The 23,981-nt window shown below is 49.3% G+C and carries 25 protein-coding genes, 1 tRNA gene and 1 pseudogene; 12 read left to right on the top strand and 15 right to left on the bottom strand.

The genetic code is table 11. From position 1 onward, the window contains the following. Nucleotides 1–2 precede the first annotated feature (2 nt). The gene (locus tag LVQ77_RS01920; RefSeq protein ID WP_232903509.1) at nt 3–587 is read left to right on the top strand and encodes a flavodoxin; all 585 of its coding nucleotides are present in this window, start codon (nt 3–5) and stop codon (nt 585–587) included. A 106-nt stretch (nt 588–693) separates the two neighbouring features. Next, complete coding sequence (locus tag LVQ77_RS01915; protein ID WP_232903508.1) at nt 694–1,758, top strand: alpha/beta hydrolase; 1,065 nt, start codon at nt 694–696, stop codon at nt 1,756–1,758. Between the two features lie 146 nt (nt 1,759–1,904). On the opposite strand, the gene LVQ77_RS01910 is transcribed toward LVQ77_RS01915, so the two are convergent. Together LVQ77_RS01910 and LVQ77_RS01905 are read right to left on the bottom strand one after the other, a co-directional pair. After that, the gene (locus LVQ77_RS01910) at nt 1,905–2,477 is read right to left on the bottom strand and encodes a TetR/AcrR family transcriptional regulator (RefSeq protein ID WP_050163998.1); all 573 of its coding nucleotides are present in this window, start codon (nt 2,475–2,477) and stop codon (nt 1,905–1,907) included. A 96-nt stretch (nt 2,478–2,573) separates the two neighbouring features. Continuing rightward, on the bottom strand, nt 2,574–3,437 hold the full coding sequence (locus tag LVQ77_RS01905; RefSeq protein ID WP_050163995.1) for an arginase family protein: 864 nt from the start codon (nt 3,435–3,437) through the stop codon (nt 2,574–2,576). A 295-nt stretch (nt 3,438–3,732) separates the two neighbouring features. Here LVQ77_RS01905 and LVQ77_RS01900 point away from each other — a divergent pair, with 295 nt between their 5' ends. Next, entirely contained in the window at nt 3,733–4,584 is an 852-nt protein-coding gene (locus tag LVQ77_RS01900; protein WP_232863660.1) for an aldo/keto reductase, read from the top strand. Between the two features lie 26 nt (nt 4,585–4,610). Further along, nucleotides 4,611–5,600, top strand: a complete 990-nt coding sequence (locus LVQ77_RS01895) for an aldo/keto reductase (RefSeq protein WP_232863659.1) — start codon at nt 4,611–4,613, stop codon at nt 5,598–5,600. 34 nt (nt 5,601–5,634) lie between these two features. On the opposite strand, the gene LVQ77_RS01890 is transcribed toward LVQ77_RS01895, so the two are convergent. Further along, the gene (locus tag LVQ77_RS01890; protein WP_232863658.1) at nt 5,635–6,528 is read right to left on the bottom strand and encodes a LysR family transcriptional regulator; all 894 of its coding nucleotides are present in this window, start codon (nt 6,526–6,528) and stop codon (nt 5,635–5,637) included. 148 nt (nt 6,529–6,676) lie between these two features. Between LVQ77_RS01890 and LVQ77_RS01885 the strand changes: the two genes are divergently transcribed. Continuing rightward, nucleotides 6,677–7,468 carry an SDR family oxidoreductase gene (locus LVQ77_RS01885; RefSeq protein WP_232863657.1) on the top strand — a complete coding sequence of 264 codons (792 nt, stop codon included), beginning with the start codon at nt 6,677–6,679 and terminating at the stop codon, nt 7,466–7,468. A 123-nt stretch (nt 7,469–7,591) separates the two neighbouring features. Next, nucleotides 7,592–7,711, top strand: a pseudogene (locus LVQ77_RS22310) (multiple stress resistance protein BhsA); the annotation flags it as partial. Nucleotides 7,712–7,717: 6 nt separating this feature from the next. Here LVQ77_RS22310 and LVQ77_RS01880 read toward each other — a convergent pair. Next, nucleotides 7,718–7,792: transfer RNA gene (locus LVQ77_RS01880), tRNA-Gly, on the bottom strand. 650 nt (nt 7,793–8,442) lie between these two features. Between LVQ77_RS01880 and ttcA the strand changes: the two genes are divergently transcribed. After that, nucleotides 8,443–9,378, top strand: coding sequence for a tRNA 2-thiocytidine(32) synthetase TtcA (ttcA, locus tag LVQ77_RS01870; RefSeq protein ID WP_232863656.1), 936 nt, complete (start codon nt 8,443–8,445; stop codon nt 9,376–9,378). Nucleotides 9,379–9,420: 42 nt separating this feature from the next. Here ttcA and ynaL read toward each other — a convergent pair whose 3' ends face one another. Both ynaL and zntB read right to left on the bottom strand, forming a co-directional pair. Next, entirely contained in the window at nt 9,421–9,573 is a 153-nt protein-coding gene (gene ynaL, locus LVQ77_RS22430; protein WP_277813390.1) for a proline-rich small protein YnaL, read from the bottom strand. Nucleotides 9,574–9,837: 264 nt separating this feature from the next. Next, nucleotides 9,838–10,821, bottom strand: a complete 984-nt coding sequence (zntB, locus tag LVQ77_RS01865; RefSeq protein ID WP_232903507.1) for a zinc transporter ZntB — start codon at nt 10,819–10,821, stop codon at nt 9,838–9,840. A gap of 217 nt (nt 10,822–11,038) precedes the next feature. Between zntB and LVQ77_RS01860 the strand changes: the two genes are divergently transcribed. Next, complete coding sequence (locus LVQ77_RS01860; RefSeq protein ID WP_232903506.1) at nt 11,039–12,127, top strand: GGDEF domain-containing protein; 1,089 nt, start codon at nt 11,039–11,041, stop codon at nt 12,125–12,127. Between the two features lie 13 nt (nt 12,128–12,140). Continuing rightward, on the top strand, nt 12,141–12,239 hold the full coding sequence (locus LVQ77_RS01855) for a YoaK family small membrane protein (RefSeq protein ID WP_151993583.1): 99 nt from the start codon (nt 12,141–12,143) through the stop codon (nt 12,237–12,239). Between the two features lie 72 nt (nt 12,240–12,311). On the opposite strand, the gene LVQ77_RS01850 is transcribed toward LVQ77_RS01855, so the two are convergent. Beyond that, a complete protein-coding gene (locus LVQ77_RS01850; RefSeq protein ID WP_232863653.1) occupies nt 12,312–13,931 on the bottom strand; it encodes a peptide ABC transporter substrate-binding protein in 1,620 nt (539 codons plus the stop codon). Nucleotides 13,932–14,184: 253 nt separating this feature from the next. Here LVQ77_RS01850 and mpaA point away from each other — a divergent pair, with 253 nt between their 5' ends. Then, on the top strand, nt 14,185–14,892 hold the full coding sequence (gene mpaA / locus LVQ77_RS01845) for a murein tripeptide amidase MpaA (protein ID WP_232863652.1): 708 nt from the start codon (nt 14,185–14,187) through the stop codon (nt 14,890–14,892). Nucleotides 14,893–14,899: 7 nt separating this feature from the next. Here mpaA and ycjG read toward each other — a convergent pair whose 3' ends face one another. Then, nucleotides 14,900–15,865, bottom strand: a complete 966-nt coding sequence (ycjG, locus tag LVQ77_RS01840; RefSeq protein ID WP_232863651.1) for an L-Ala-D/L-Glu epimerase — start codon at nt 15,863–15,865, stop codon at nt 14,900–14,902. A gap of 349 nt (nt 15,866–16,214) precedes the next feature. On the opposite strand from ycjG, the gene tpx reads away from it, so the two are divergent. Next, nucleotides 16,215–16,721, top strand: a complete 507-nt coding sequence (gene tpx / locus LVQ77_RS01835) for a thiol peroxidase (RefSeq protein WP_151993587.1) — start codon at nt 16,215–16,217, stop codon at nt 16,719–16,721. A 111-nt stretch (nt 16,722–16,832) separates the two neighbouring features. Here tpx and tyrR read toward each other — a convergent pair whose 3' ends face one another. From tyrR to pspA, 7 genes are all read right to left on the bottom strand, one after another. Next, the gene (gene tyrR / locus LVQ77_RS01830; protein WP_151993588.1) at nt 16,833–18,395 is read right to left on the bottom strand and encodes a transcriptional regulator TyrR; all 1,563 of its coding nucleotides are present in this window, start codon (nt 18,393–18,395) and stop codon (nt 16,833–16,835) included. Between the two features lie 158 nt (nt 18,396–18,553). After that, the gene (locus tag LVQ77_RS01825) at nt 18,554–19,624 is read right to left on the bottom strand and encodes a YcjF family protein (protein WP_232903505.1); all 1,071 of its coding nucleotides are present in this window, start codon (nt 19,622–19,624) and stop codon (nt 18,554–18,556) included. Beyond that, complete coding sequence (locus LVQ77_RS01820) at nt 19,621–21,018, bottom strand: YcjX family GTP-binding protein (protein ID WP_151993590.1); 1,398 nt, start codon at nt 21,016–21,018, stop codon at nt 19,621–19,623. The genes LVQ77_RS01825 and LVQ77_RS01820 overlap by 4 nt, the downstream gene beginning before the upstream one ends. 123 nt (nt 21,019–21,141) lie before the next feature. After that, on the bottom strand, nt 21,142–21,372 hold the full coding sequence (gene pspD, locus LVQ77_RS01815; RefSeq protein ID WP_064511601.1) for a phage shock protein PspD: 231 nt from the start codon (nt 21,370–21,372) through the stop codon (nt 21,142–21,144). 45 nt (nt 21,373–21,417) lie between these two features. After that, on the bottom strand, nt 21,418–21,777 hold the full coding sequence (gene pspC / locus LVQ77_RS01810) for an envelope stress response membrane protein PspC (RefSeq protein ID WP_064511602.1): 360 nt from the start codon (nt 21,775–21,777) through the stop codon (nt 21,418–21,420). Then, nucleotides 21,777–22,004, bottom strand: a complete 228-nt coding sequence (gene pspB, locus LVQ77_RS01805; protein WP_034455459.1) for an envelope stress response membrane protein PspB — start codon at nt 22,002–22,004, stop codon at nt 21,777–21,779. The genes pspC and pspB overlap by 1 nt, the downstream gene beginning before the upstream one ends. A 62-nt stretch (nt 22,005–22,066) precedes the next feature. After that, complete coding sequence (gene pspA, locus LVQ77_RS01800) at nt 22,067–22,738, bottom strand: phage shock protein PspA (RefSeq protein ID WP_034455458.1); 672 nt, start codon at nt 22,736–22,738, stop codon at nt 22,067–22,069. A gap of 173 nt (nt 22,739–22,911) precedes the next feature. Here pspA and pspF point away from each other — a divergent pair, with 173 nt between their 5' ends. After that, complete coding sequence (pspF, locus tag LVQ77_RS01795) at nt 22,912–23,895, top strand: phage shock protein operon transcriptional activator (protein ID WP_232903504.1); 984 nt, start codon at nt 22,912–22,914, stop codon at nt 23,893–23,895. The last annotated feature ends 86 nt before the right edge of the window (nt 23,896–23,981 follow it).

Genomic DNA, 23,981 nt, shown 5'->3' with positions numbered 1-23,981 from the left:
TTATGGAGCATGATCCCAACCGCAGAATGCTGATAACCGCGCTTGCCGGGCTCACGCTGGCGAACGTCTCCCTGGCGACAGCTGCCACCGGAAATGCAAACGTGCAGGGTAAAAGTCGAATTCTGGTAGCGTACTTTTCTCGCAGCGGAAATACACGGGTGATTGCGGGTGTCATTCACCGTAGCCTGAACACCGATCTGTTTGAAATTGAACCGGCAACGCCTTATCCGGAAGACTATTTTCAGACCGTTGAACAGGCGAAAAATGAGCGTGAGCGGGGAGTAAAACCCGCATTGAAAAATAGCGTTGCAGATATCTCACGCTACGAGACCCTGTATTTAGGCTTTCCGATCTGGGGGACCAGCGTGCCGCCTGTAGTGCAAGCATTTATCAGCAGCCACAACCTTGCGGGCAAATTACTCATCCCCTTCATTACTCACGGTGGCTACGGTAAAGGAGACAGCGACGACATCCTTGCCAGTCTCGCCCCAACTGCGCGTAGGGAAAAACCGCTGGTCATTGAATGCGACCAGGAGCGAAGAACAACTGAAACGGTCACCAGTTGGTTAGAGACAATACGCAGTTAATCTCCACATTCATGAATCTGCCAAATAAGGGCAATCAGGGGTGCTAAATAATTAACGCTGACAACTCAGATATGATTGAACAGCAAACATAACAGAGGATGTAATCTTGAAGACAATCTTAAAAACGCTGGCCATCTGCGTAATGGCGGGTGGTCTGGTGGCTCAGTCAGTATATGCCGAGCCGCTGGTCATTCAGGAACAGGGAAGCTTTTCTGCTGGCGGTACTATCAACACCGCCCCTGGTAAATTTGACGCGAAGAAGCCGCTGGACTCTGCTGGCCAAACCTACCATGGCGATCATGCGTCTGTGTTCTACCAAATCCCGGAGAATCCGCATAAATACCCTATCGTCATGCTGCACGGCGCAGGTCAGTTCTCCCGTACCTGGGAAAGCACACCGGATGGTCGCGAAGGGTTCCAGAACATCTTCCTGCGTCGCGGGTACTCAACTTATCTTGTCGATCAGCCACGTCGGGGCAGCGCCGGACGTACGACTGTAGAAGGTACTGTTACGCCTAAACCGGATGAACAGATGTGGTTCAATCAGTTCCGCGTTGGCGTGTGGCCAGAGTATTTTAAGGGCGTTCAGTTCTCTCACGACAAAGAAGCACTGAATCAGTATTTCCGTCAGATGACCCCAAATACCGGGCCGTTTGATATCAATGTCATCTCTGATGCGATGTCCGCCGTCGTGGATAAATCCGGCCCCGCTATCCTCTTCACCCACTCTCAGGGTGGCGGACCAGGCTGGTACACGGCGATGAAAAACAACAAGGTCAAAGCCATTGTCGCCTTCGAGCCTGGCAGCAGCTTTGTCTTCCCGGAAAAAGAACTCCCAGCCCCTATGCCAAGCGCGTTCGACACGCTGAAGGGTGAGCCTGTGCCAATGGCGCAATTTATGGCACTGACCAAAATCCCGATTCTAATTATTTACGGCGATAACATACCGGATAAACCTGTCGCCATGCCTGCGCAGGACAGCTGGCGCGTACGCCTGGCAATGGCTCGGGAGTGGCGTGACGTGGTGAACAAGCATGGCGGTGATGTGACGGTAACGCATCTGCCAGAAGTGGGAATCAAAGGTAATACCCACTTCCCGTTCTCTGATTTAAATAATGTGCAGATTGCTGATTTGGTCGGTCAGTTTTTGAAAGAGAAAAATCTGCAGTAGGACGAAATAGCATTGAGCTTTCATTATTGAGGGCTCAATACAAACATCAATTTTTTCAAAAAAAATGGGGACGTGACAGTCTGCTTTGAGCGAAAAGCGGACATTTTCGATTCATGTGCTATCAGTTATGACTGACCTGTTTGGCATTATTTCAATAATTTTGACATTAGCTCAAAAAACATTGGCAGGTCTCGACTGAAAGAGAAAGACGCGTTTATCGCTTTGCGTGCAATTAATCCGTCGATAAAGGCAAACAGTATAATCGTGGTTTCTTCCAGGCTAATGTCCTGGCGAAACTCTCCTGCAGTAATACCTTCTGCGATAATCCCTGCAATACTTTGCCGCATGATGGTATCACTGGAAATATACGTTTTTTGCAGTTCAGGGTTCCGCGCAGATTCAGCCATGATTTCAACCCACAACTGATGTGTAACTGGGTAGCCTACATCGCTGATGCACGAAGTAACCTGCGCACAAAGGCGGTCGAAATGAGTACCCCTGGATGGAGCATTATGGGCTGTCAGCGCTGAATTCTGCTCTTCAAGAACGATAGCCTTTATTAGGTCATCCTTGCTTTTAAAATACGTGTACATTGCTCCCTGACTGATCCCAGCGCGGGTAGAAATTTCACGCACGCTTGTCGCACTGAAGCCTTTTTCTGCAAAACAGGCAGCAGCAGCGGTAATCAGCTTATGGTAGGTTTCAGTTTTCTTTAACATGTCGAGTATAATGTTTTATAAGGTGCCCGGACTTTAACGCTGTTTGCTTCGAGGAGCCAGACTTAGCTCTGTAGTTCTGGCTCTTGGAATCAGATATCACTTCATCAGCGGTAATACACTGAGCATTTTCTTGAGGTTCATCATATCCCACGGCAGATGTTCAGCAATCGTAAGGCCGACCGGTGCCGTTTTTGAGGTAGCCTGAGCTATCAGATTGAGTACATCTTCAATAGTCAGCTTGCCTTCTGCTACATCGCCAAAATCGTGCTCGCCTCTGCCTGGCATGGCGAAAAGCACAGAACGGAAAAGTGACGGATCGAGAACGTCGAGATCCAGGTGTATCGCCAGATACTCAATGCTTTCCCTGTGAATCCACTCCAAAACTTCTTTCCCACCATTTTTGACTTGTTCAGGACCGATAGTCGCAATGTCATGACGAGCAAGGTATTCAGCTTCATAAGCCAGTGGATCGTGGATACCTGCAATCATTATTTTTGAGGGATTAAGCCTGGTGGTTACGTGAGCAACTAAATCTTTATCACCTGTTCCAATTAGTGCTCCAAGAACATGGGCATGAGCGTTTGGATACTGTTTAGCAGTCTGTACGTCAGGGTGAGAGTCAATCCATAGCACACCCAGTTTATCACCGTATTTATTGAGCAGATGTGTAAAAGGAGCCAGTGATACCAGGCAATCCCCACCAAAAACGACAATTGAATCGGGATTATGTTTCTCAATCAGAGTGGCTGCATCGTTGAGCTGCCTGATAATTTGAGGTTTAGCTGTAATGCCATCTACTTCCGCCAGTGGCTCCGTTGTGGGCTCATCGACCGGAACAGACTCAAGAGGGCCATCCGATTCGGGGGAAAGATACGAGAGAAGAAGCGACCCAAGGTGATAGGGTGGGTTATTACCGCCTTGCCATTGGGGAAATAAAAGTCTGAGCGTTTTACTAGTCATAATTTGCCTTTGTTTGTTTTGACAACAGACTGATTAGAAAGAATCACAAGTCAGCCATGAATGAACGCTCATTCATTTTTACGTTATTATCGCTTCATGGCAAACAGCACGGCACGTTAAGTTAAAAAATCATTTTGCAGCCAGGTTCAATCTATGTCCGCTTTTGGCACGCAGCGGACCTTCAGCCCCTCAAAATTAATGAACACATCTAATAAGCCCTAGCTAATTACCCCATCTAATCGAATAAATTACTTTGCGTTATGCTTTTCCTACACAACAGCTGAAGGATAACGTCATGCAAACTGTAAAACTGAACAACGGTATTGAAATGCCCCTGCTGGGCTTTGGTGTCTTCCAGATGACGGATGCCGGAGAATGCGAAAGAGCCGTTATTGATGCCATAGATACAGGATACCGCCTGATCGATACCGCTGCGTCTTACCAGAATGAAACCCAGGTCGGGAACGCACTGAAACAGACCGGTATTGCCCGTAACGAACTCTTTGTAACGACCAAACTTTGGCTACAGGATACCAATTACGAAGGCGCTAAAGCACAGTTCGAACGCTCCCTGAATCGGCTGCAACTTGATTACGTCGACCTGTATCTGATTCACCAGCCTTACGGCGATGTCCATGGGGCATGGCGTGCTATGGAAGAACTGCAGCAGGCAGGCAAAATTCGCGCCATTGGTGTCAGCAATTTCCATCCTGACAGACTGGCCGACCTTATCGCCTTCAACAAAGTTGCCCCTGCGGTAAACCAGATTGAAGTTAACCCCTTCAACCAGCAGCTGCATGCTGTTCCATGGAATCAAAGCCGTGGCATTCAGCCAGAAGCCTGGGCACCGTTTGCGGAGGGTAAGAATGGTCTGTTCCAGCATCCCGTATTAACGGCGATTGGTCAGAAATACGGCAAAAGCGTGGGTCAGGTGGTTCTGCGTTGGATCTTCCAGCGAGGCATCGTTTCACTGGCGAAATCGGTGCGTAAAGAACGCATGGCAGAGAACATCAACATTCTCGATTTTGAACTCAGCTCTGAAGATATGCTGCAAATTGCCGCCCTCGACACCGCAACCAGTGCCTTCTTCTCTCACCGCGACCCGGCGATGGTGGAATGGCTGACTGGCCGCAAACTTGATGTTTAAGACCCGATAAAAGAGGTATTTATTCAATGCAAAAACGTTATCTGGGTCAATCCGGGCTCGAAGTCTCAGCGCTTGGACTCGGCTGCATGGGCTTAAGCCACGGCTACGGCCCGGCGACCGATACCCGTCAGGCTATCGAGCTCATTCGCGCTGCGGTTGAACGTGGCGTCACCTTCTTCGATACCGCCGAAGTATATGGCCCCTTCCTTAATGAAGAGGTTGTCGGCGAAGCCTTAAAACCGTTTCGTGACCGTGTGGTCATTGCCACTAAGTTTGGTTTTACTTTTGGCGACGACAACAAGCAGCAGATTTTAAACAGCCGTCCGGAGCATATCCGTGAAGCTGTGGAAGGATCATTACGCCGTCTTAAGACTGATGTCATTGACCTGCTGTATCAACACCGTGTCGATCCGGATGTCCCGATTGAAGATGTTGCGGGTACGGTAAAAGACCTGATAGCTGAAGGCAAAGTTAAACATTTCGGTCTGTCCGAAGCGGGTGCGCAGACCATTCGTCGTGCCCATGCCGTACAACCTGTCACGGCCCTGCAAAGCGAATACTCAATGTGGTGGCGCGAGCCTGAGCGGGAGATCCTGCCTTTACTGGAGGAACTGGGCATTGGTTTTGTGCCTTTCAGCCCATTAGGTAAAGGCTTCCTTACGGGCTCGATTAAGCCAGGAACTACTTTTGGGAAGGATGATTACAGAAGCCAAGTGCCGCGTTTCGCCGAGCAGGCGATTGAAGCCAATGAAAAGCTGGTCTCATTGCTGGGTGAACTGGCTGCAGAGAAAGGCGTGACGTCTGCGCAAATTGCGCTGGCATGGCTGCTGGCACAAAAGCCGTGGATTGTTCCTATCCCTGGTACCACCAAACTACACCGGCTGGAAGAAAACCTGGGGGCTGCCGACATCATTCTTTCGCAGGATGACTCACGGCAGATAACCCAGGCGCTTGAAACGATTAAAGTCGTTGGCGAACGTTACTCTCCTGAGCACCAGGCCCGCGTAGGCCGTTAATATCCGGACGGGTCCGCTGAGATTGGCGGACCCTTTATTCCTGATAGCGAAGTGCATCGATCATCAGCGCAAAAGCTGGCGGATGCTGCTTACGGCTCGGGTAGTAAAGATAATATCCGGGGAAAGACGGACACCAGTCCTGCAGAACCTGAATAAGCTCTCCTGACTTTATATAATCCTGCACCCTGTCTTCAGGTATACAGGCGATGCCAAAACCGGATAAAGCCGCATCAATTCTTTCCGCCTGCAGATTAAACGTTACCTGCCCTTCCACTCTGACCCGTAACGGTTTCCCATCCTTCTCAAACTCCCAATGGTAAAGTCCACCGGCAGTCGGCAGGCGCATATTGATACACCGATGGTTTTGTAGCTCGTGCGGTGTTTCGGGTACGGGGCTAGCGGCAAAATAGGACGGTGCTCCCACCACTGCCATACGCATTTCCGGTCCAATCCTCACCGCGATCATATCCTTATCTACGCTTTCGCCAAGGCGGATCCCCGCATCAAAACGCCCCTCAACAATATCGACAAAACCGTTATCAACCACCAGTTCGAGATTGATTTCCGGATATTCCCTGAGGAAGGATTTTAACTTCGGCCATACCAGACTTCGCGCGGAATGCTCCCCGGCAGATAAACGGATATTGCCGGAGGCACTGCCGTTCAGTTGAACAAGCGATTCGAGCTCCTGTTCAAGATCGGCAATACGGGGTTCAAGGCAGGCAATAATTCTTTCACCGGCTTCTGTAGGGGCAACGCTTCGGGTAGTGCGGGTCAGAAGGCGGATATTCAGCCTTTCCTCCAGGGCCTTCATCGCGTGGCTGAGTGCAGACTGAGAAACGCCCAGTTTGCCCGCTGCTTTGGTAAAACTTCGCTCCCTTGCCACCACAAGAAAGATTTGCAGTTCGTTGAAGTTTTCTTTGAGCATCGGCGATTTCCTTATGGAGGCATTCCCTTCATCGCACACTCATGAAGGGTGTTCATAGACACAATCATTTTAGCCCTATTACTGACAATAATGATAATTGATATTCTGACCGTATCGAAAATAAGTCTGAATTATCAGAAGGTTTATCATGAAAATACTCGTTGCAGGAGCGACAGGAAGTATTGGTCTTCATGTCGTGAATACCGTTATTGAAATGGGCCATCAGACCGTCGCTCTGGTCAGAAATAAACGCAAAGTAAAACAACTTCCTCGTGGAACGGATGTGTTTTACGGCGATGTTTCAATGCCTGAAACGCTCACCGATTTGCCGAAAAATATTGATGCCATCATCTTCACTCTCGGTTCCGATGGTCAGGGTCGTATTGGTGCCAGAGCGGTAGATTACGGCGGAGTGCGCAATATTTTACGAATATTCAAGGATACGCCTGTTCGTATCGGCCTAATGACCACAATTGGCGTGACTGAACGACTCAGCACCTGGAATCAACGCACTGAGGTTCATGACTGGAAAAGACGTGCCGAGCGTCTGGTAAGGGCGAGTGGTCATCCCTATACCATCGTCAGGCCCGGCTGGTTTGATTACAACAATGATGATGAACACAGAATCGTTATGCTTCAGGGAGATCGTCGCCATGCAGGAACACCGGAAGATGGTGTGATATCCCGGGAGCAAATAGCCCAGGTTCTGGTCAGTGCTCTGACTAACGACGCGGCAAGAAATAAAACGTTCGAGCTGGTGGCTATACCAGGAGAAGCACAGCAGGATCTTACCCCACTGTTTGCAGACCTGCAGACTGATGATCCACAAAAAAATGATGGGGTTCTGGACATAGACAATATGCCTCTGCGTGAAGAACCTGACTGCATTATTAACGAGCTGAACCTGTATTCAAAAAAATTAACCAATCTACAACCCTGACAATTTTGTCATATAGCGGTCAGTCTCATGACAGCTTAGGTTTGTATATTTGAATATACAGACGGATGAAGTTACTCCTGATAAAACCCAGTTTCAAACATATTGTTAAATGAGGTGCTAGATATGAAAACACTACTTATTACTACTTTGGTCATGGGATTTATATCAGTGAATGCCGCCTCTGCTGCTCAGGAAATTGATCATGCAGATGGGAAACTAAAGATGGGTAGACTTCAGGAGAGTTTAGTTTGGAGCGGTCAGCGGGAATCGAACCCGCATCATCAGCTTGGAAGGCTGAGGTAATAGCCATTATACGATGACCGCTTTGGTCCGCCACCGGAGCCTCGAACCCCGTACTACAACCTATGATTGCCGCTCTTCCCGATGAGCTAGTGGCGGTTTGGTAATACTACCGACACATTAGATTTAATAATCGCACACTCTGGAGAGGGTTAACGGCCGGCGCGGCATAATACATAAGTGAAATTACCCATGCAATATATAAGTATTTAATGAAGTGGTATTTTCGCGCTACTGATTATTATAACAACAATTATGTGGAAACAAGCCAACATACCATGAGAATTAGCGTGTGCTGCGTATTTCATCATAGTGAATACAGGAAGAGACAACCGCAACAAATACGCTTCATTTTTGTTCCCGGAATCTGGCTGGATGAGCAAAAACCTTCCTCAATTTAGCCCGGATGGAACGCAGCTGTAAAACGTGCTGGCATTCGCCGTGGCAATCCGTACCATACACGCCACACTTATGCATGCTGGATGCTTAAAACGGGAAGAAACCCGCCATTTATCGCCAGCCATATGGACCATGAAAATACCCATATGGTTTATGACATTGATTCAACCTGGATACAGGATATGAACGGCGATCGGTTCAGCATGCTAAACCAAAAACTCGCGCTATAGGCTGTGCCCCTGTGGTGCCCCTGAAACAACCGGCAAATCAATAAAATGCAAGATAAACAAGAAATTACAAAGAAAGATCAATACAACCTGAACAAATTACAGAAGCGCCTGCGTCGTAACGTGGGTGAAGCGATCGCTGATTACAATATGATTGAAGAAGGCGACCGTATTATGGTCTGCCTGTCAGGCGGTAAAGACAGCTACACCATGCTGGAAATTCTACGAAACTTACAGCAAAGCGCGCCGATTAATTTCAGCCTGGTGGCCGTTAACCTCGATCAAAAACAACCGGGCTTCCCTGAGCATATCCTGCCTGCGTATCTGGAAAGCATTGGTGTTGAGTACAAAATTGTCGAAGAGAACACTTACGGTATCGTTAAAGATAAGATCCCGGAAGGCAAAACTACCTGTTCTCTGTGCTCTCGTTTACGCAGGGGCATCCTTTACCGTACTGCGACTGAGTTAGGTGCGACGAAAATCGCGCTTGGTCATCACCGTGACGACATCCTTCAGACGCTGTTTCTGAATATGTTCTACGGCGGCAAGATGAAGGGTATGCCACCAAAATTGATGAGTGATGACGGGAAACATATCGTCATTCGTCCGTTGGCTTATTGCCGTGAGAAAGACATTGAGCGTTTTGCAATTGCTCGTGAATATCCGATCATTCCTTGTAACCTGTGTGGTTCGCAGCCGAATCTGCAGCGCCAGGTCATTGGTGAAATGCTGCGTGACTGGGATAGACGCTATCCTGGCCGTATCGAAACCATGTTCAGTGCCATGCAAAACGTTGTGCCTTCGCACATGTGTGACACGGAACTGTTCGATTTTAAAGGCTTGCAACATGGTGCTGAAGTCGTTAATGGCGGAGATTTAGCATTCGACCGCGAAGAGTTGCCGATGCAACCTGCAGGCTGGCAGCCAGAAGACGAAGACAGCGAAACCCCTCTGCAACGCCTCGATATCCTCGAAATCAAATAATCCTCTCTTCCCTCTCTCGCCTGAGAGAGGGAAAACTCTACTCTAACTATGCGGTGGTGGCTCGATAATCGGTCTTTGGTCGGGATCTAGTGGTGGGTCTGGTATCGGCTGCGGTCTTGGGATCGGGTCAGGTACTGGAGTAGGTTCACTCGGAAACGACGGGTCACTCATATTTAATCTTCGATAAACAGTCATCACTGCCTCCTGTAAATACTCCTTTTAAGCATAGACCACATATTGCAGACAAAAAAAAGCCGACTAATAGTCGGCTCGTACGAATCAATTGTGCTATGCAGTAATTCTAAAAAAGGAAGTAAGACAATATGGAGCGCAACGCCCATCGCTTGACGTTGCATTCACCTGCGAGAGAGATATTGCCTTGAACCGGCGTTCCATTTATTGACCTTGCTCAACTATAGCCGCCTTTTTTAGCCTTCATAATGTTAAAAATGTTAAATTTTACAGCCATTTACTACGATGTAACCACCAGGCAACACCGCCTATAAGAACCACCAACATGATACAAAACAGGCTGAAGCCAAAATGCCAGCCGCCGCCAGGAATACCGCCCAAATTCACACCAAACAGCCCTGTCAAAAAAGTGCTGGGCAAAAAAACCATTGCCATTAGTGACATGGTGTAGGTTCTTCTTCCCATAGCTTCCTGCATAACCTGAGCAATTTCATCGGTCATAACCGCAGTGCGCGCGATACAAGCATCAATTTCATCAAGCCCACGCCCTAACCTGTCGGAAATATCCTGCATACGACGACGATGATCATCAGTCATCCAGGGTAAACGCTCACTCGAAAGGCGCGCATAAACATCTCGCTGAGGTGCCATATAACGGCGCATGACGATTAACTGTTTACGCAGTAGAGCAAGGTATCCACGCGGTGGAATTTGCTGGTCCAGCAAGTTATCTTCAAGGTCGATGATTTTGTCATGCAGCTGTTCAATAAATTCACTTGCGTGATCGGTCAGCGCATCGCAGACATCCACTAACCAGCTTCCACAATCGAGTGGGCCAGCGCCTTCCTTAAGATCGTTCACCACATCATCAAGAGCCAAAACCTGACGCTGACGCGTTGACACAATAAGCCGCTCATCAATATATAAACGCATGGCAACAAGTTGGTCCGGGCGTTCATCGGTACTGCCGTTAATGCAGCGCAACGTAATCAACGTGCCCTCGCCAATGCGCGTCACTCGCGGACGCAGGCTCTCTCCCGCCAGGGCATCACGAGCATAATTTGGCAGCAGCGGCGTAGTTGCCAGCCAATTAGCACTTGCGCTATTGGTATAGTTCAAATGCAACCAACCAGGATGTTCGGCATCAATGGTATCGGTATCTTCAATGGTATCGACCCCGCCTTTACCATCCAATTGCCAGGCGAACACGGCATCCGGCACATTTAACTGGTATCCCTTAATGGTTTCCACTGCATTATCTCCACGTGTTACCACAATATTGTTGTCAGTCTAGCCGTCTTCTTTTGTTATGTAACTCGGAAAAATTAGCAAACACGCTGAATTTGCTGAATAAAAAATGTTACATTTCCGCAGTTTTTTAGACCCAATCATGCCTCGCGGCATTCGGAGATGATGTTTGTCAGAAAGACGTAGGGCTTCACCCAATTTAGACCTCCGCCTTAAGACCATGCGCCAACGGGCAATCACTGTCAGTGGCCCGTGGTTTCTATGGATTAATTTGTTGTTCTGCTTATTTATTTTAGGCAGGCATTACTTCTCGCCCTCGCAGCAAATCGCCAGCGTTACGGCATCAGTACCCATACTGGAAATCCTTATGGGGCTAATTCTCGCAGTCTCATCATCAGCCATTTTCATTTTGCGCATGGCACACGATCAACATGCCGAGTGGTTAAGCAAATTTCTGTACGGGGCATTGCTTTGTATCAGCGCATTATGGGTAGGATGTTTTTATGTATTCCTGGCAAGCGGCGATTCGCGGATTGTTTTCCCCTTTGCAGCATTGCTGATTTTCACTGCGCTAATTTCACTTTATTTTGATGGCCGAGTTTTACTGAGTTTCACCCTGCCAATCTGGATCTCGATTCTGGTCTGTAATTTTATTTATCCCTCTGATCTGACCGTACTGAATGCGCTTCTCTATCTGCTTCTGGCGGGGCTTTTTGAGTCTGGCCGTCGAATCTTGCGTGGCTGGTTTGTGTTGGCGATTAGTCGTGAGCAAGAAAATAGAGAATTGATTAAACGGCTACAAGACCTGGCTAATAACGACCCACTTACCGGTATTGCCAATCGTCGATCTTTTCATCTTCTTCTCGAAAAGGCTATGCAGCGCCAGCAACAATGCGGTATGCCACTTTCATTGATTATGCTGGATGTCGATTACTTCAAGAAGTACAACGACCATTATGGCCATCAGGCTGGTGATGAATGTCTGGTGAAAATCGCTCAATGTCTGGTGGGTGCTACTCGTTCAACACATGACGCCGTTGCTCGCTTTGGCGGAGAGGAGTTTATTATTTTACTGCCCGATACGCAGGAGCAGCAGGCAATAGAAGTAGCTGAACGAATCAGGCGGAACCTACACGCCCTCTCTATCCCGCACGCAGCCTCACCCGTAATGCCTTATGTTACTATCAGTCTCGGTATCGCCACTCTGATACCCGGAACCACCTCGACACGCCTTATCGCACAAGCCGATGCCGCGTTGTATAAAGCAAAAGAAAATGGCCGCAACCGGTGGCAAACATACCAACACTAGCAAAGAGAGAAAAATGAAAATTGGCGTACTGTTTCCAATAGCAATCATTGTTGCAGCGATTGTATTTATCACCTGGTTTATTGCTGGTGGCTACGCGACATCCGCTTCTTGATAGAGCAAACGACAGTGAAGAATAAGCCGGTCAGTTGCGTAACTGACCGGCATCACTGAAGGATGGGCTAATCTAGTGAGCCACGATATACATCGTGCGGCTATATGCGACATCTTCAGGGTTATTAATTGGATAACCTTTCAACCATGGCTTGATTAAACGGCCATTCGTGTACTGATAGATAGGCGCTATTGGCGCTTTTTCCTGGATGATTTTCTCAGCCTGGTTGTAGTCTTTATTGCGCGCTTCATCCGTAGTTTCCTGGCTCGCTTGCTGCAGAATTTTGTCATATTCCGGCGAGTTGAAGCGTGAGATATTGCCGCTATGGGATGACGTTAGCAATGACAGGAAGGTAGAGGGTTCGTTGTAGTCACCTACCCATGAAGCGCGGATAACATCGAAGTTACCGGTGTTACGGCTATCGATATATGTCTTCCACTCTTGGTTTTGCAGCTTCACATCCACACCCAGATTTTTCTTCCACATTGAAGCCACTGCTATAGCAATCTTCTGGTGGTTTTCCGAGGTATTGTACAAAAGGGTGAGTTTAAGCGGATTGGTCGGTCCGTAGCCTGCGGCCTGCAATAACGTTTTCGCCTGTGCATTGGCCTCTTCCTGGCTCATTTGCTCAAATGGCGAAGTTTCCGGTTTAAATCCGGCGGTTACATCCGGAGTAAAACGCCACGCAGGTTTTTCACCTGTCCCCAGCACTTTTTCAGCCATGATATGACGATCGATGGTCATACTCAGGGCTAGACGCACTCGTTGATCGGCAGTCGGCCCTTTTTGGGTGTTGAAAGCATAATAATACGTTCCCAACTGCGGCGGGGTGTAAACCTGACCTGGAATATCTTTGAGCAATTTCTGGTAGAGGTTTTTCGGGAACGATTCAGTAATATCAATATCTCCCGCCAGATAACGTTTTGTTGCCGAAGACTCCTGGTTGATCGGAATAAACGTCACTTGGGTAATAACCGTTTTGCTATTATCCCAATAATGAGGGTTCTGTACCGCCACCAGCTTTTCGTTAACGATGCGATCTTTAAGCGCGTATGCACCGTTACCCACCAGATTACCCGGCTTAGTCCAGTCGTTCCCGAATTTCTCAACTACAGCTTTAGGAACCGGGTAGAACGAGAAATTGGCCGTAAGATTTGGGAAATACGGTACTGGTTTATCCAACTGAATTCGTAGCGTTCTGGCATCCACTGCCGTCACACCCAACTTATCAGCAGGCATTTTTCCATCAATGATGGCTTGTGCGTTGTTAATACCAGCAAGAGCTGCGAACCATGCAAATGGTGAGGTGTTTTTAGGGTCAACCAGACGCTGCCAGCTATAAACAAAATCTTGCGCTGTTACAGGTGTCCCATCAGACCAACGCGCGTTATCACGCAGAGTAAAGGTCCAGGTGCGGTTATCATTGCTTTGCCATTTAGTCGCAACACCAGGTTCTAGTTGCCCTTTCTCGTTTTGATTCACCAGCCCTTCAAAAAGATCACGGATTACCTGAATTTCTGGTAACCCTACTGCTTTGGCTGGGTCAAGAGACGCAGGCTCATCTTTAATATGGCGAACCAGACTCTGGTCGGCGGCAAGTTTAGTACCAGCGGGGACATCTGCCGCCCAGGCGTTAGAAAAGAGGCTGGCGATAGCTAACGCACAACAAGTAGTCAAAAAACGCTTTTTCATGTTTTACCCTTATGAATAATTTTGTTTGGGACAGCACTACGCTCACGCCAGTGACAGAGAAACAATGTAACGCAATCAACTGTTTTGCCAATAACTAAAATAAATAACGTGACGAAAATCGCCTCTGCGGTAGGTTTTTGTGAACAATAGCGTAAAGGCTGAACTGGTCTGACAGGAGATTGTTTCTGATGAGTTTTATTTAAATCACTGCTATTACTATCAGCAATAAAAAATAGAACTTTTAAGGAAAACTATGCCAACCCACCGCCCCCGTTCGCAACGTGGCCATTTGCCACAAGGTTCTGAACGTTATGGGAAATCCGTTTTCGGCGCACCGCTTATCTGGTTCCCAGCTACACCGAATGAGCAACGCAGCGGCTTAATTATTGCGGGAACGCACGGCGATGAAAATGCTGCCATGGTTACGCTTTCTTGTGCGTTACGCACGCTGAAACCTGAACATCGACGCCATCATGTGGTTTTAGCCGTAAATCCTGACGGTTGCCAGCTCGGTTTGCGCGCTAACGCCAATGGTGTAGACCTGAATCGTAATTTCCCCGCGGCCAACTGGAAATCAGGTGATACGGTTTATCGCTGGAACAGTAGCGCGGATGAACGTGATGTGGTGCTCTCTACAGGTAAAAAACCGGGTTCTGAGCCAGAAACGGCGGCGCTATGTCAGTTGATCCACACGCTGAAACCCGCATGGATTGTCTCGTTCCACGACCCGTTGGGCTGCATTGAAGATCCTGATAATTCGCCGCTTGGCGCATGGCTTGCGAAGGAGTTTGAATTGCCGCTGGTCACCAGTGTGGGCTACGAAACGCCGGGCTCTTTTGGAAGCTGGTGCGCAGATTTGGACTTGCCCTGTATCACCGCAGAATTCCCGCCCATCTCGGCTGACGAAGCGAGTGAGCGGTATCTGGATGCCATGATGGGCTTGTTACACTGGCAAAAATAATTTCCCGTTACGGATAAAGTTTACCGGTTTCAAAATGCAACCCTGGTTCGACGTCCACCGCGAGCCAGGTTGGGCCATCGAGATCGGCAAAACGGACTTTCGCCGCCAGCGGTAATGCGGCGGCGATAGCTCGGGAAGTACACAACATACAGCCCAACATCACATCAAAACCTGCTTCACGAGCGGCTTGCGTTAAGGCCAGCGCTTCGGTTAAACCCCCGGTTTTATCCAGCTTCACGTTCACCATTTCGTAGCGCCCTTTCAGCTCGGCCAGACTTTCACGGGTATGGCAGCTTTCATCGGCGCAAATGGGTAGCGGATGGATGAAATTCGATAACGCTTTGTCCTGCCCCGCTGGCAGCGGCTGTTCAAGCATCGCCACATTCAGGTCTGCCAGTAACTGACAACGCGCCGCCAGCCCTTCACTTTTCCAGGCTTCGTTGGCATCCACGATGATCACCGCTTCCGGCACGGCGGCACGAATCGCCACCATACGCTCGCTAATCAGTCGGTCGTCAATTTTGACCTTTAGCAGGCGCGCGCCTTTATCCCACAGCAGTTTGGCCGCCGCTGCCATTTGTTCCGGCTCGGCAATACTCACCGTTTGCGCGGTTGTAATCAGTTCCGGGAGTTCGATACCCGCAATATGCGAAAGCGTGCGCTGATTGCGACGAGCGTCTAAATCCCATAACGCGCTATCGACGGCATTACGCGCAGCACCCGCAGGTAGAACATCCTGCAATTGCGCACGCGTCATCCCTTTTTCCAGTTGAGGTATAACCGTGGTGATTTGCGCCAGCACCGATTCCACGCTTTCGCCATAACGCGGATACGGCGTGCACTCGCCCACTGCTTTGATACCGTCCTCTTCCAGCTCAATCACCACAACTACCGCTTCGCTGCGAGTTCCGCGTGAAATCACAAACGGCGTATGCAGCGGCCATGCTTCCTGGTAAACCTTGACTGATCTCATTATTGTTTTGCCTGTCGTCGTTGTTTGTATCCTCCGCAGAGTATACCCAAAATAATTCAAGGTGCATCGAGGCGGCAAGGGAACGAGTCCCGATGAGCTTACATAAGTAAGTGATTATTCGGCCCATCCATAGGCCTCACCCCTCCGGGGCCGCTGTAACAACGTTCAAATCTGTTCCAGACAGATTTGTCGGGTGAGAGAGCGCAGCCAACAAAGAGGCAGCTTGAAGAATGAAGGGTATATAGCCAGCGAACACTTTTACTTGCACTATCAGTTTTTTATATTCAGAAGATGAATACTGACATACACTGTTCGCGGCGTTAATTATATGTAAAAAGGAAAATCAAACATGTCACAAATCGTTCATTTCCAGGGCAACCCTGTAGCGGTTGCAGGTCAGATCCCACAAGCTGGCAACAAAGCAGAAGCTTTTTCTTTAGTCGCAAAAGATCTTTCTGATGTTGCACTGAGCCAGTTCGCCGGAAAACGTAAAGTACTGAACATTTTCCCAAGCATCGACACCGGCGTTTGTGCGGCATCCGTGCGCAAATTCAACCAACTGGCAACTGAAATGGAGAACACCGTTGTACTGTGTGTTTCCGCGGATCTGCCATTTGCACAGTCTCGCTTCTGCGGCGCAGAAGGCCTGAGCAACGTTGTTACTCTGTCTACTCTGCGTAACCCAGAATTCCAGCAAGCTTATGGCGTTGGCATTTCGGAAGGCGCACTGAAAGGCCTGACGGCTCGTGCCGTTGTGGTTCTTAATGAGCAAGATGAAGTGGTATTCAGCGAGTTAGTGAACGAAATCACTAACGAGCCAGATTATGCTGCAGCACTGGAAGCCCTGAAGGCTTAAGTGTTAACAAGGGTGGTAAACTTTTTTGTCGGATGACGCTGCGCTTATTCGACATAGGAAAAGATTTATCATCAGTGTGAATGCCCCCGAAATCCGGGGGCATTGTTTTTTTTAATCTTCGGTTTTACGCTGGCTCAAACCATATTCACGTAATTTGTTCGCAATCGCTGTATGTGACACACCCAGGCGTTTTGCCAATTTACGTGTACTTGGATAAGTACGATAAAGCTGTGTCAGTACCGAGCGCTCAAAGCGGCTGGTAATATCATCCAACGACCCTTCCATTGCCTCTTCGCCAACAGCCAAACTGACGGTGTCAAAATCAGGCAGCAAAATATCTTGTGGACGCAATTCATAACCTTCCAACTGCGTTAATGCGCGATAAATTGCATTTTTCAACTGGCGCACATTTCCCGGCCATCCGTAACGTGTAAGCATATTACTCAGGTCATTTGCCAATTTCGGGCGCGGCACCCCTTGTTCATCGGCAAATCGTGCTACAAACAGTTCGGTCAGGGGCATGATGTCTTGCGGGCGATCACGCAAAGGCGGCAGATTCAGCGTCAGTACATTCAAGCGGTAATAGAGGTCCTCACGGAACTCCCCTTTTTGTACCATTTCAACGAGGTTCTTCTGGGTGGCGCAAATCACGCGGACATCAACATGTACTTCGTGTTCTTCACCCACACGGCGGAAAGTCCCATCGTTGAGGAAGCGCAGAAGTTTAGTTTGCATACGCGGCGACATCTCACCAATCTCATCCAACAGAACCGAGCCACCGTTCGCCTGCTCGAAGAAGCCCTTTTTCCCTTCGACGGCATTGGCGTAAGCGCCTGGCGCGTGACCAAACAATTCGCTTTCTACAACATCGTCTGGCATCGAACCGCAGTTCAGCGCCAGATAAGGTTTCTGCGCGCGTGGGCTGCCAAGGTGGCAAGCGTGAGCCAGCAAATCTTTTCCGGTGCCTGTATCGCCAACAATCAGCAGCGGCGCATTCAGCAGTGCCAGTTTATGAGCCTGATCAACCACATGGCGCATTTTTGGGCTGACGGCAACAATCTGACTGAAAGCGCTGACATCAGTGTTAGAGATATTTTGTAGTTGGCGACCCATACGCACCGTGGAGCGCAGCATAACAACAGCCCCCACCAGTGAAGACTCTTCGTTTTCACTATCCAGATGAACCGGCGTGATTTCCATCAGGAAGTTCTGCCCGTTGATGACCACATGTTCGGTATGCGATTCGGCCGGAGAACTTTCAAGCCAACGCATAAAATTGAAACCATTCACAAGGCTTGCGGCATTATGGTTACGCAACTTGTCTTCGTTTTGTCCGAACAGCGCACAACTCGCTGGGTTTGCCAGCTCTACTTTGCTTTTCATATCCAAAGAAAGAACCGGCTCTGGCAGCGCTTCAAGCAAAGCACTCAGCGCACGATGCTCACGTTCGGAAGGCATCCACGGCACGGTACGCACATCCGTAACGCCCGGGATTCGCCGAATTTCAGCCATCAGACTGCTGAATGAGTCAAATTCAAGTGTCGAGAAATTCAGGTAAATTCGCCCAATTGGATCAATTTCGATTCCTCGCAAATCGATACTACGCAGCACAAGTAAATCAAGTAATTCTCGAGTCAGACCAAGGCGGTCCTGGCAAAAAACTTCCAGACGCATGGAGGTGTCCTTCAATTGCAATAAGCTGAGTCATTGGGTGGAGTGATGATACTCCAGATAACGAATGGTCAGAAGAGATGTGTGAAGAAAAGTTGACAGATAAGTCGCTGAATGGGGGCAATGCCGTAAAGCAAAGTGCTCACGGCATTACCTGTTTGTTACTCTACAGGTCTGGTTTTACTTTTACTTATTGTCTCTTTGAGCTGAACCAGCAACTGCTTGCGGAAGTCACCGAGTTTCGGTTTGTCGCCTTCAATCCATGGCAATGGGCGGCAAAGCTCCATTGCTTTGATCCCTAAGCGGGCAGTCAGCAAACCAGCACCAATGCCCTGCGCAGCACGCGTCGAAAGTCTTGCCGCCAGATCCTGGCCTATCCAGTCCATACCGACTTCACGCACCAGTTCACTGGCTCCGGCAAAGGCGATATTCAACAATACCAGACGGAACAAACGGATACGGCTGTAGTAACCTAATTCTATGCCATAAACCGTGGCAATACGGTTTATCAGGCGCAAGTTACGCCAGGCGATAAACGCCATGTCCACCATCGCCAGCGGGCTGACGGCAATCATCAGCGTGGATTCAGCAGCCGAGCGGCTGATTTCCCGGCGCGCCTGGTTATCCAACACTGGCTGGACCAAACGGGCGTATAGCTCCACTACTTCACGGTCGTTTTGCGTTTCATGAATCGCGGCGTACCAGCGTTGCAGTGCAGGATGCCCGTGATCAAGCCCAGCCTGGCGTGCGAGTTTTTCGCAGAAGGCTTTACCCTTCCCCATGCCGTGGCTATGCATCAAATCACGCGCTTCGTCACGTTCTTCAGCACGCTGGCGCAAACGCCATAAACGTCGCCACTCTGTCGCCACTGAGCCCACACCGGCAGCAATAATCAACCCGCCAGCAATGCCGCCTCCGAGAGCAATCCAGTCCTGGGTAACATAAGCGGTATACGTCCACTGAATGCCTTGCGCCACCACGCTGACGCCAAACAGCCCAAGCCCGACCTGAACCATGCGCCGCCACAGGCTGCGTTTCGGGCGCAAAGCCGCTTCAATCACGGCTTCTGCTTGGCCGCCATCGTCAACGTCAACCTCATCAAACGTGTTGAGCGCTGGAGTAAACTTCTCAGCCTCCGGCTCGCTGAAAGCATGTGGCGCTTTGTAGATATCTTCTTTTTCCACATCCAGTGGTTGTGCGAAATCGATACGCGGTTTTAATGGTTCGTTCATCGCAATTTATCCCCGATTAAAAACTCCAGCGCCGCGTCCATCCGAATGTGCGGCATTGGCTTGTCCACATCCATCACTTGCGGACGGAACTGTTCAAACTGAAAACCTTGTTTCTCCCAGAAAGCACTTCCTGGTAAACGCGCCGGAACTTCGCCAGGGTAGACGGTTAGCGGTGCGCCATCACTTAAACGGTTACCACGCAATGCCGGGATTTGCTCACCTTTCACGTCAACCAGGCCACTTTGTGTTGCCTGAACTGACGCAAGCCCCATGCAGTCCATGTCGATACCTTCAAACGCGGCATTCTGCCAGGCGTCCTGCACCAGTTGCTGTAGTAACGACACCATGTTGGCGTGCTGATCGACGGTCACATGGTCGGCCTTGGTGGCAGCAAATAAAAGTTTGTCGATAACCGGCGAAAACAGGCGACGAAACAACGTGCGCTGGCCGTAATGGAAACTTTGCATCAGTTGCGTCAGCGCGAGGCGCATATCGTTGAATGCTTGCGGGCCGCTGTTGAGAGGCTGAAGACAATCCACCAACACAATTTGGCGGTCAAATTTAAGGAAGTGGTTCTTGTAGAACCCTTTGACCACTTTTTCACAGTAGTAATCAAAGCGTGTCCGCAACGTGCCGATATTGGTGGTTTTGTCTGCCTGAGCGAGTTTCGACTCGCCAATGCTATCCACATCTGGCCACGGGAAGAATTGTAACGCCGGAGCGCCAGCCATATCACCAGGTAACACAAAACGACCGGGTTGGATAAAATGCAGACCTTCTCGTTTGCAGTGCAGCAGATATTCAGTCCAGGCCTCTGCAATTGCAGCAAGGCGGTTTTCATCGGCAGGAGCCAGCGGATCCAACCCTTCACATAGTTTGCGCCACTGCACCGACCATTCAGCGCGATCTCCTGTCAACAGACTTGTCATCTGGCGCGACCAGCTCAGGTAATTTTGCGCAAGCATCGGCAAGTCCAATAACCACTCGCCAGGATAATCGACAATTTCCAGATACAGCGTTGATGTGTCTTTGAAATGGCGCAGCAGTGAATCGTTAGAACGATAACGCAGCGCGAGGCGCATTTCGCTAACACCGCGGGTTGGAGTCGGCCAGTTCGGTGGAGAGCCGTACAACTGCGCCAGACCTTCGTCATAGGTAAAACGTTGAATACCTAAATCACGCTGTGGCACACGTTTAACGCCAAGCAGGCGTTCTTCACGCACCGCATTAAGCAACGGCAAACGCGCGCCGTTATGCACGCTCAATAATTGATTCACCATCGCGGTGATAAAAGCCGTCTTACCGCTGCGGCTTAAACCGGTTACGGCAAGACGTAAATGTCGGTCCACACCCCGGTTCATCAGGGCATTCAGTTCATTCTTGATTCTGTTCATATGCGTCCTGGTTGCGCCCGTTGTCTCTCAACTGAGGAGAATCTTCACTGATTGTAATAAATATGGGTAGTTAATACCGAATCAATGGCAAATGAATTGAAAATCAAAAGTGTGGAGAAAAGATTACTTTGCAGTGCCACCTTGAGTGCGAGCAGAAATTTTGCGCAGTACTCGTGCCAGCAGGGGCTCAAGGGTTAGCGCCAGTAGCATTTTCAATGGACGGCGCGCTACGGATTTAACTGCCCAACCCGCGACGCCTGCAGGGCCGTAGCGCAGGGCGGTCAGCAATACTAACTTACCGACAATTTTCAGGCCCGGCTTAGCCTTGTTCGCAGCCGTCTGGAATTTAGACATGGTTTCTCCCGATTACAACGGGGGCAATCGCCCCCATAGAGAACATTAAAGCTGACGGAAACGGCTACGTAACGTGAAGGTATCAGAGGTTATATAGCGTTCCATAGAACGTAAACGCTGCTCCCCTGCCGCAAGTTCAGCATCTACTTCGTCGAGCAAATCGCGCGTAGTCGGTTGAGGAGTTGCCTGGTCGGCACCCGCAGGCATTGGGTCAAGGATAAAGGTCAGTGCGATGTAGGCCACCATCACAAAGAAAAATAGGCCAAAGATCATCGCTAATACGGTAATCAGGCGTACCAATTTGACTGGCACATCAAGGTATTGCGCGATACCCGCGCAAACCCCCTTCACCATCCCTTTTTCAGGGATACGCCACAATTTACGACCGGAAATTGAGTTCACCATTATTTGTCTCTCCAGTTCGGATGTTCTGCATCAAGGATCTGCTCCAGCGTCTGAATACGTTCGCGCATACGGCGTGATTCATCAGTTAGCTGCGCCAGCCGCTGTTGCTCGCCCTGAGAGAGCTGCCCGCCATTCGCGGCACGGTTGTTGTAGTGCAACCACAGCCAGATGGGGGCGACAAACAACACAAATATGGTTAACGGAATGGCAAGAAAAAGCGCGCTCATGTGTACTCCTTTTACAAGTCAGGCCAGCTGCGGCGCGCCATGCACGCCGCAGTTAAAGTGAATTACCCACGTTCCTGGTTATTCATTTTAGCTTTCAGCGCAGCCAGCTGTTCGCTGATCTCGTCATCGGCTTTCAGTTCAGCAAACTGTGAATCGAGATTTTTCTGTTTACCAAAGCTGTGGCTTTCCGCTTCTGATTCCATCTGGTCAATACGGCGTTCAAAAGATTCAAAACGAGCCATTGCTTCATCGATTTTGCCGCTATCCAACTGGCGACGAACATCGCGTGAAGAAGAGGCTGCTTGATGGCGCAGCGTTAACGCCTGCTGGCGCGCGCGGGTTTCGCTGAGTTTATTCTCAAGCTCACCAATCTCTTTTTTCATGCGCGCCAGGGTTTCATCGACATGCACCACTTCATCTTCCAGGGTGGCGATCAGGTCGGTCATTTTTTGTTTTTCGATCAATGCCGCACGCGCCAGATCTTCTTTATCTTTACGCAATGCCAGCTCGGCTTTTTCCTGCCATTCTGCTTGTTGTGCGGTCGCTTGTTCTACACGACGAGAAAGCTGTTTCTTTTCAGCCAGCGCACGAGCCGAGGTAGAGCGCACTTCAACGAGTGTGTCCTCCATTTCCTGAATCATCAGGCGCACCAACTTCTGTGGGTCTTCTGCTTTCTCGAGCAGTGAGTTGATGTTGGCATTCACGATGTCGGCAAAACGAGAAAAAATACCCATAATTCAATCCTCTTTAGTCATTATTTCAGGTGCCCGGCACCTTGCTCGAATTGAATATTGCAAGCGGCGTGCCAAATTTTTATCTTATTGATTTTAAACATAATGATTAAATTTGACTCATTACACATAACGTTTATAGTGGTGATATTCACTAACTATTGGTTAATTTAATCATGGCAGATAGCAAAGATAACCTGATTGGCGAAGCAAACAGCTTTCTTGAAGTGCTGGAACAAGTCTCCCGCCTGGCACCACTAGAGAAACCGGTGTTAGTGATTGGCGAGCGTGGAACAGGCAAAGAGTTGATTGCCAACCGTTTGCACTTCCTTTCGCGCCGTTGGCAAGGGCCATTTATCTCCCTGAACTGCGCGGCACTCAACGACAACTTGCTGGACTCAGAGCTATTCGGACATGAGGCTGGGGCTTTTACCGGTGCTCAGAAGCGTCATCCAGGCCGCTTTGAACGCGCCGACGGCGGTACGTTGTTTCTTGATGAACTGGCAACCGCCCCCATGATGGTGCAGGAAAAACTGTTACGCGTGGTGGAATATGGTGAGCTGGAGCGTGTTGGTGGCAGCCAGCCGTTGCAGGTCAATGTGCGATTAGTTTGTGCGACCAACGCCGATCTGCCAAAACTTGCTGAAGAAGGGAAATTCCGCGCTGATTTACTCGACCGTCTGGCATTTGATGTGGTGACACTTCCCCCGCTACGTGAGCGTCAACCCGATATCATGTTGATGGCCGAACATTTTGCGATCACTATGTGTCGCGAATTGCAGCTCCCTCTATTTCCTGGATTTACCGAAGAAGCGCAATTAACAATGATGAATTATGCCTGGCCGGGCAATATCCGTGAGTTAAAAAACGTGGTGGAACGCTCGGTTTATCGCCATGGATCCAGTGAGGAACCTGTCGATGAAATCATCCTCGATCCCTTTGCGCGGCAACCTGTAACTATTGTAAAAAGTAGCGAATCGCAGCAACAAACCTTGCCAATGGATTTACGCGCCTGGCAAAATGATCAAGAGAAAACACTCGTTGAACAAAGCCTCAAGCAGGCGAAATACAACCAGCGTAAAGCCGCTGATTTGCTCGGGCTCACTTATCATCAACTGCGCGCCTTACTGAAAAAGCACCAAATTATGCTATCTGAATAGCTATCAGATTGAGTTTTTAGTCTCTGCGAAGGCCACTAACGCTGCAAAAAACAGCATCTCCCCGCCTTTTTTGCAGGCTTTGTTTA

It is taken from the genome of Buttiauxella cochleicola (genome assembly GCF_021282435.1).
Taxonomy (GTDB): Bacteria; Pseudomonadota; Gammaproteobacteria; order Enterobacterales; family Enterobacteriaceae; genus Buttiauxella; species Buttiauxella massiliensis.
The sequence above is the reverse complement of the archived record's forward strand: the minus strand, read 5'-3'. Positions and strand labels throughout refer to the sequence as shown.

What these genes read in the sequence shown, in the direction of transcription:
- ynaL (WP_277813390.1), bottom strand. Translation starts at nt 9,573, where the DNA reads ATGACTGTTTATCGAAGATTAAATATGAGTGACCCGTCGTTTCCGAGT.
- ycjG (WP_232863651.1), bottom strand. Translation starts at nt 15,865, where the DNA reads ATGAGATCAGTCAAGGTTTACCAGGAAGCATGGCCGCTGCATACGCCG.
- LVQ77_RS01820 (WP_151993590.1), bottom strand. Translation starts at nt 21,018, where the DNA reads ATGAACAGAATCAAGAATGAACTGAATGCCCTGATGAACCGGGGTGTG.
- pspB (WP_034455459.1), bottom strand. Translation starts at nt 22,004, where the DNA reads ATGAGCGCGCTTTTTCTTGCCATTCCGTTAACCATATTTGTGTTGTTT.
- tyrR (WP_151993588.1), bottom strand. Translation starts at nt 18,395, where the DNA reads ATGCGTCTGGAAGTTTTTTGCCAGGACCGCCTTGGTCTGACTCGAGAA.
- LVQ77_RS01910 (WP_050163998.1), bottom strand. Translation starts at nt 2,477, where the DNA reads ATGTTAAAGAAAACTGAAACCTACCATAAGCTGATTACCGCTGCTGCT.
- pspA (WP_034455458.1), bottom strand. Translation starts at nt 22,738, where the DNA reads ATGGGTATTTTTTCTCGTTTTGCCGACATCGTGAATGCCAACATCAAC.
- mpaA (WP_232863652.1), top strand. Translation starts at nt 14,185, where the DNA reads ATGCCAACCCACCGCCCCCGTTCGCAACGTGGCCATTTGCCACAAGGT.
- LVQ77_RS01895 (WP_232863659.1), top strand. Translation starts at nt 4,611, where the DNA reads ATGCAAAAACGTTATCTGGGTCAATCCGGGCTCGAAGTCTCAGCGCTT.
- LVQ77_RS01905 (WP_050163995.1), bottom strand. Translation starts at nt 3,437, where the DNA reads ATGACTAGTAAAACGCTCAGACTTTTATTTCCCCAATGGCAAGGCGGT.
- LVQ77_RS01920 (WP_232903509.1), top strand. Translation starts at nt 3, where the DNA reads ATGGAGCATGATCCCAACCGCAGAATGCTGATAACCGCGCTTGCCGGG.
- pspF (WP_232903504.1), top strand. Translation starts at nt 22,912, where the DNA reads ATGGCAGATAGCAAAGATAACCTGATTGGCGAAGCAAACAGCTTTCTT.
- LVQ77_RS01855 (WP_151993583.1), top strand. Translation starts at nt 12,141, where the DNA reads ATGAAAATTGGCGTACTGTTTCCAATAGCAATCATTGTTGCAGCGATT.
- LVQ77_RS01860 (WP_232903506.1), top strand. Translation starts at nt 11,039, where the DNA reads ATGCGCCAACGGGCAATCACTGTCAGTGGCCCGTGGTTTCTATGGATT.
- LVQ77_RS01900 (WP_232863660.1), top strand. Translation starts at nt 3,733, where the DNA reads ATGCAAACTGTAAAACTGAACAACGGTATTGAAATGCCCCTGCTGGGC.
- ttcA (WP_232863656.1), top strand. Translation starts at nt 8,443, where the DNA reads ATGCAAGATAAACAAGAAATTACAAAGAAAGATCAATACAACCTGAAC.
- tpx (WP_151993587.1), top strand. Translation starts at nt 16,215, where the DNA reads ATGTCACAAATCGTTCATTTCCAGGGCAACCCTGTAGCGGTTGCAGGT.
- LVQ77_RS01825 (WP_232903505.1), bottom strand. Translation starts at nt 19,624, where the DNA reads ATGAACGAACCATTAAAACCGCGTATCGATTTCGCACAACCACTGGAT.
- LVQ77_RS01850 (WP_232863653.1), bottom strand. Translation starts at nt 13,931, where the DNA reads ATGAAAAAGCGTTTTTTGACTACTTGTTGTGCGTTAGCTATCGCCAGC.
- LVQ77_RS01890 (WP_232863658.1), bottom strand. Translation starts at nt 6,528, where the DNA reads ATGCTCAAAGAAAACTTCAACGAACTGCAAATCTTTCTTGTGGTGGCA.
- LVQ77_RS01885 (WP_232863657.1), top strand. Translation starts at nt 6,677, where the DNA reads ATGAAAATACTCGTTGCAGGAGCGACAGGAAGTATTGGTCTTCATGTC.
- pspD (WP_064511601.1), bottom strand. Translation starts at nt 21,372, where the DNA reads ATGTCTAAATTCCAGACGGCTGCGAACAAGGCTAAGCCGGGCCTGAAA.
- pspC (WP_064511602.1), bottom strand. Translation starts at nt 21,777, where the DNA reads ATGGTGAACTCAATTTCCGGTCGTAAATTGTGGCGTATCCCTGAAAAA.